The following is a 5,535-nucleotide window of genomic DNA, read 5'->3' on the forward strand; positions in this document are numbered from 1 at the left end:
GAACTGGCCGACGAGCGCCTCGGCCTTGCTCGCGGTACGGTTCACGATCGTGATCGACAGCGGTGCGCGGTCGAGCAGCGGCAGCACGACGCCACGCGCCGCGCCACCCGCGCCGAGCAGCAGGATGCGTGCGCCCGCCAGCGACACGCCGAGATTCGCTTCGATGTCGCGCACGAGGCCGACACCGTCGGTGTTGTCGCCGTGGATGCGGCCGTCGGCGTCGATGCGCAGCGTATTCACCGCGCCCGCCGCTGCCGCACGCGGCGACAGCGTATCGGCGAGTGCATGCGCTTCGAGCTTGAACGGCACCGTCACGTTCGCGCCGCGCCCGCCTTCGGCGACGAATGCCCGCACGGCCGCCTCGAAACCGTCGACCGGCGCGAGCCGGTGCGCGTATTCGACCGGCTCGCCCGTCTGCGCGGCGAACTGCGAGTGGATGAACGGCGACTTGCTGTGCGCCACCGGGTTGCCGAAAACGACATAGCGGTCGGCGCCGCTCGTCGACGCAGCCGTGGTCATGATGCGCGCCCCTCTTCGCTGGCGTTGCCGCCCGCGGCTTCGCCGCCTTCACCGGCCGCCGCGCCGTCCGCTTCCGCCAGCGCTTCCGCCTCGGTTTCGGCCGTCGCGTCTTCGACGTCGATCAGCGTGTCGTCGCCGCCTTCGGCGTCATCCTCTTCCTCGGCCGCATCGCCGCTCGTCACGGTCGGCGCGTCGAGCACGTTCAGCAACCGCACCGACGCCTCGATCGTCAATTCGTCGAGTGACATCACGTCGAGCAGCACGCGCGTGCCGCGCGCATGCACGCCGAGCCCCGGCACGTGCAGCAGCAGCGGAATTTCCTCGAGGCGCACGAGGTCGCCCTTCACGACGCTCGCGACGACGTGCTTCTTCTGCTCCTGCGCGAGCCAGCGCAGGCACCAGAAATACTCCATCCGGCGCTGGTAGTCAGCGTAGGCCGTATAGGTGTCGTCGAAGCCCTGCACGACTGCGTACAGGTCGGCGTCCTTCGGCTTGAATGGTGCGGCGAGCTTCGCGGTGACGCCATGCTGCACGCACGCGAGCAGTTGCCACTGGTTCACGAGGTCGACGTAGCGGCGCAGCGGCGACGTGCTCCACGCGTACTGCGCCACACCGAGGCCTTCGTGCGGCGCGGCCGTCGTCTGCATCCGCGTGCGCTTCGGGCCCGGCGCGCCGAAGCCGCGCTGCGAGCGGTAGATGCCCGGCACCGTGTGGTCGTGCAGGAACGCGCCCCAGGTCGAGTTCGCGAGAATCGCGAGCTCCGACACGATCAGGTCGAGCGGCGACCCGCGGCGGCGCGGCGTGATCGACACGTGCTCGCCTTCGACGTAGAAGTTGTAGTCGGTGTTGCGCTGTACTTCGCGCTTCAGGCCGTAGCCCGCGCGCGCAACCTGGCGCTTCTCGAACAGCGCCTGCGCGAGCGGCCACAGCACGGCGATGTCGTCCTTGTGCGGATAGTCGCCGGTGCCGGCCGCGAGCGTCTCTTCGTTGACGAGCTCGTCGAGGTGGTTGTGCCGCAGGTTGTTCTTCACGAACACGAGCTCGGCGCGCGTCTCGTTCGCGACGATCTCCTGCGTTTCGCGGTTGACGATGATGTACAGCGACAGCGCCGGGCGGTAATCGCCCTCTTTCAGCGTGAACACGTCGACGACGTCGTCCGGCAGCATCGTGATCTTGTCGCCCGGCATGTAGACGGTCGACAGGCGGGTGCGCGCGATCGCATCGACCGCGTCGCCGCGCACGATGCCGAGCGCCGGCGCCGCGATGTGCACGCCGATCCGCACACGGCCGTCGGACAGGTGCTCGACCGAGAACGCGTCGTCGATTTCGGTCGTGGTGATGTCGTCGATCGAGAACGCCTGAACGTCCGCGCGCGGCAGGTCGTCCGGCAGCGCGCCGACCGAGACGGCCGGAAAGCCCGTGCCGTGCGGGAAGAACTCCGCGAGGAAGCGCGCCTCGTGCAGCGCACGCGGCGACGCGATGCCGCCGCAGTCGAGCATCAGCCGCGCCGGCGACACGCCGCGCGCGCCGGCCGCCGCTTCCATCGCCTTGTATTCGATCGCGTTCTTGTCCGGCCGCGTCAGCAGCCCGAGCACCTTGCCCGCGAATGCGTCCGGCAGCTTGCCGGCCTTCAGTTCCTCTTCATACTGCACCTGGACGAGCGCCTGCTGGCGCTTGCGCTCGAGCGACGCGAGCGCCATCTTGAGCTGCTCTTCCGGCGCGCGCTGGTACTGGCCGCGCCCCTTGCGGCGGAAGTAGACGGGCGAGCCGTGCAGTCGCAGCACCAGCGCCGCGCGCTCGACCGGGCCGTACGTCGCGCCGAAGTATTCCGCGGCCAGCGCCGTATACGCGAACTCGTCGGCCGGCGCGCATTCCCACAGGAAGTCCAGATCGATCTGCTGCGCGGCCGTGTCGGCCTCCTGCATCAGTTCGCCTGCGGCCGGCTTGTCGAATTCGATCAGCACGTCTTTCGCGCGCACCTTCGCCCGCCGCCCGCCGGGCAACTCGACCTGAAACGCGTCGCCCTGGCGCGACAGCACGCTGCCCGCCTTGAAACTGCCCGATTCCTCGAAGAAAACGTTCACTCAGTACTCTCGTTCAGACTGCCGGGCGCCGCGTCGGCGGCGCCGCATGATGATGGGAATTCGATCGGCACATGGCCGGTTTAAGACGTCTTTCCGTCGCAAAAGGCGAGAACGTCGTCGACATAGTCGGCAAATTCGCTGATCCCGTGATCGCTGCCTTCGATCACGCGCGTTTTAGCGCCCGGGTAATGGGCCAGCATCTCGCGGTAATCGAGCACTTCGTCACCGGTCGCCGCGAACAGATAGTAGCGTTCGGCTCGCGTGATCGCCGGCACGCGCAGCGCATCGAGCTCATGCAGGTGACGGCGCTCGACGACGATCGTGCCACCGCCGTGATACAGCGGCTGTTCGCCGAGGTGCTGCTCGAGATCGCGCTGCGGCACGATGGCCGGATTCAGCAGTACGGCCTTCCAGCCGTGCTTTTCGGCCAGCCAGGTGGCGTAATAGCCGCCAAGCGAGCTGCCGACGACGGTCACGTCGCGCGCGCCGGCCACTTCGGCCTCCGCGACCGCGATCGCTTCGAGCGGCGACACCGACAGCGACGGGCATCGCCACTCGTCGGTGCGGCCGAGCTCGGCCATGCGCGCGGCGAGCTGGCGCGACTTCTGCGATTCCGGCGACGACCGGAAGCCGTGCAGGTAGAGGATCACGTGCGGCTCCCGAGCGCATCGAGCAGCTTCTGGTGCACGCCGCCGAAGCCGCCGTTGCTCATCACGAGCACGTGGTCGCCCGGGCGGGCGGCTGCGACAACGGACTTCACCAGCAGGTGCAGATCATCGAACGCGTGCGCCTTGTCGCCGAGCGGCGCCAGCGCCTCGGCCAGATTCCAGCCGAGCGCGTCACGCCCGGTCGGCGCGCCATAGCCGAACACGAGATCGGCGTCGGCCAGGCTCGCCGGCAATTGCGACTTCATCACGCCGAGCTTCATCGTGTTCGAGCGCGGCTCGAGTACGGCGAGGATGCGGGCATTCTCGCTGCCGATGCGTGCACGAAGGCCGGCGATCGTGGTGTCGATCGCGGTCGGATGGTGCGCGAAGTCGTCGTAGACGGTCACGCCGTCCACGCTGCCGCGCACTTCCATGCGGCGCTTCACGTTGCGGAACGATGCGAGGGATTCGGCCGCCTGCGCGGGCGGCACACCCACATGGCGCGCGGCCGCGATCGCCGCAAGCGCGTTCATCCGGTTGTGATCGCCCTGCACCTGCCACGCGACTTCGCCGACGCGTTCCGCGTGCGAATACACCGCGAAGCGCTCGTCGACCGGCACGCCGTCCTCGGCCGGCAGCGCCTGCCAGCCGCCGTCGACGCCGAAGCGCTCGACCTCGCTCCAGCAGCCGCGCGCCAGCACGCGCTCGAGCGCGTCCGAGCGGCCGTTCGTGACGATCCGGCCAACCCCGGGCACGGTGCGCACGAGATGATGGAATTGCGTCTCGATCGCAGCGAGATCCGGGAAGATGTCGGCGTGATCGAATTCAAGGTTGTTCAGCACCGCGGTGCGCGGCCGGTAGTGGACGAACTTCGAGCGCTTGTCGAAGAACGCGGTGTCGTATTCGTCGGCCTCGATCACGAAGAAGCTCGAATCGGTGAGCCGCGCCGACACGCCGAAGTTCAGCGGCACGCCGCCGATCAGGAAGCCCGGATTCAGGCCCGAGTCTTCCAGCAGCCACGCAAGCATCGACGACGTGGTCGTCTTGCCGTGCGTGCCCGCGACCGCGAGCACCCACTTGCCGGCCAGCACGTGCTCGCCGAGCCACTGCGGGCCCGACACGTACGGCAGGCCGCGATCGAGGATCGCCTCCATCAGCGGGTTGCCGCGCGTGACGACGTTGCCGATCACGAACAGGTCCGGTTTCAGGTCGATCTGCTCTGCGCCGTAGCCCTCGATCAGCGTGATGCCCTGCGCCTCGAGCTGCGTGCTCATCGGCGGATAGACGCCCGCGTCGCAACCCGTCACCGTGTGGCCCGCCTCGCGCGCGAGTACGGCGAGACCGCCCATGAAGGTGCCGCAGATGCCAAGAATGTGGATGTGCATAGATGAATGCTTTCGCGCCGCCGGGCGCCGTCGATTCGGAAAGGATGTGTGTGCGGCGCACCGGACGGGCCGTGCGGCCGGCGCCCGGCCAACGGCCTTTGCCGCGACACAAAGATCACTATTGTAACTGACGGCCTGCCGTGCCCGGCGGCCCGAACGCTGCGCGCGAACGGCGCCGGTACGCCGTACGGCAGGCCGCCGCACCCGCGCTCGGGCCCTGCGGCGATCGAGTATGATTGCCGGATCATGTCTCGCAAAACCCTTCTCGACCCGCGGCGCGTCCGCGAGGAAATCGCCCAATCCGCCGCCCGCCTGATCGCGGAGGACGGCCTGGACTATGCCGGCGCGAAACGCAAGGCTGCGCGCCAGTTGCTGGGCGACACGCGCGTTGCCGGCGAATGGCTGCCGGATAACGATCAGATCGAGGAAGAACTGCACGAGTACCTCGCCCTGTTCCAGAGCGACACGCAGCCGGACGAACTGCGCCGCCTGCGCGAAGTCGCGCTCGACTGGATGCGCCGGCTCGCCGAGTTCCATCCTTATGTGACGGGTGCCGTGCTGAACGGCACCGCGAACGCGCATTCGGATATTCACTTGCAGGCATTCACCGACAACCCGAAGGACGTCGCGATCTACCTGCTGAACCAGAACGTCCAGTACGACGTATCCGAGACGCGGCACTTTGCAGGCCGCGCCGATGTCGAGACGCTCAGTTTCCTGTGGCGCCCGCGGCGCGACGTCGATGCAATCGGCATCCACCTCGCGCTCTATGCGAGCGACGACCTGCGCGGCGCGGTCAAGGCCGACGCGCGCGGCCGGGTCGCCCGTGCCGATGCCGCCGCGCTGCGCGCGCTCGTCGAAGCAGGCAAGGCCCCTTCCGAACCGGAATGATTCAACGAT

5 protein-coding genes are annotated in these 5,535 nt (G+C 68.4%); 1 reads left to right on the forward strand and 4 read right to left on the reverse strand.

Features of this window, described 5'->3' with window-relative positions:
- The 4 genes from aroE to mpl all read right to left on the reverse strand — a co-directional run.
- On the reverse strand, positions 1 to 519 hold a 519-nt coding region (gene aroE / locus JYJ84_RS27345), incomplete at its 3' end, for a shikimate dehydrogenase (protein ID WP_205189691.1).
- On the reverse strand, positions 516 to 2,603 hold the full coding sequence (locus JYJ84_RS27350; RefSeq protein WP_122944429.1) for a ribonuclease catalytic domain-containing protein: 2,088 nt from the start codon (positions 2,601 to 2,603) through the stop codon (positions 516 to 518). The genes aroE and JYJ84_RS27350, both read right to left, overlap by 4 nt.
- A gap of 80 nt (positions 2,604 to 2,683) precedes the next feature.
- A complete protein-coding gene (locus tag JYJ84_RS27355; protein ID WP_043191364.1) occupies positions 2,684 to 3,253 on the reverse strand; it encodes a YqiA/YcfP family alpha/beta fold hydrolase in 570 nt (189 codons plus the stop codon).
- Complete coding sequence (gene mpl, locus JYJ84_RS27360) at positions 3,250 to 4,635, reverse strand: UDP-N-acetylmuramate:L-alanyl-gamma-D-glutamyl-meso-diaminopimelate ligase (protein WP_175222941.1); 1,386 nt, start codon at positions 4,633 to 4,635, stop codon at positions 3,250 to 3,252. The genes JYJ84_RS27355 and mpl overlap by 4 nt, the downstream gene beginning before the upstream one ends.
- A gap of 246 nt (positions 4,636 to 4,881) precedes the next feature.
- On the opposite strand from mpl, the gene JYJ84_RS27365 reads away from it, so the two are divergent.
- Positions 4,882 to 5,526, forward strand: coding sequence for a UDP-N-acetylmuramate--alanine ligase (locus tag JYJ84_RS27365; protein ID WP_122944427.1), 645 nt, complete (start codon positions 4,882 to 4,884; stop codon positions 5,524 to 5,526).
- The last annotated feature ends 9 nt before the right edge of the window (positions 5,527 to 5,535 follow it).

Source organism: Burkholderia sp. LMG 13014, from assembly GCF_905232215.1.
Taxonomy (GTDB): domain Bacteria; phylum Pseudomonadota; class Gammaproteobacteria; order Burkholderiales; family Burkholderiaceae; genus Burkholderia.

Coding starts and splice junctions, on each gene's coding strand:
- JYJ84_RS27365 (WP_122944427.1), top strand. CDS start 4,882: ATGTCTCGCAAAACCCTTCTCGACCCGCGGCGCGTCCGCGAGGAAATC.
- mpl (WP_175222941.1), bottom strand. CDS start 4,635: ATGCACATCCACATTCTTGGCATCTGCGGCACCTTCATGGGCGGTCTC.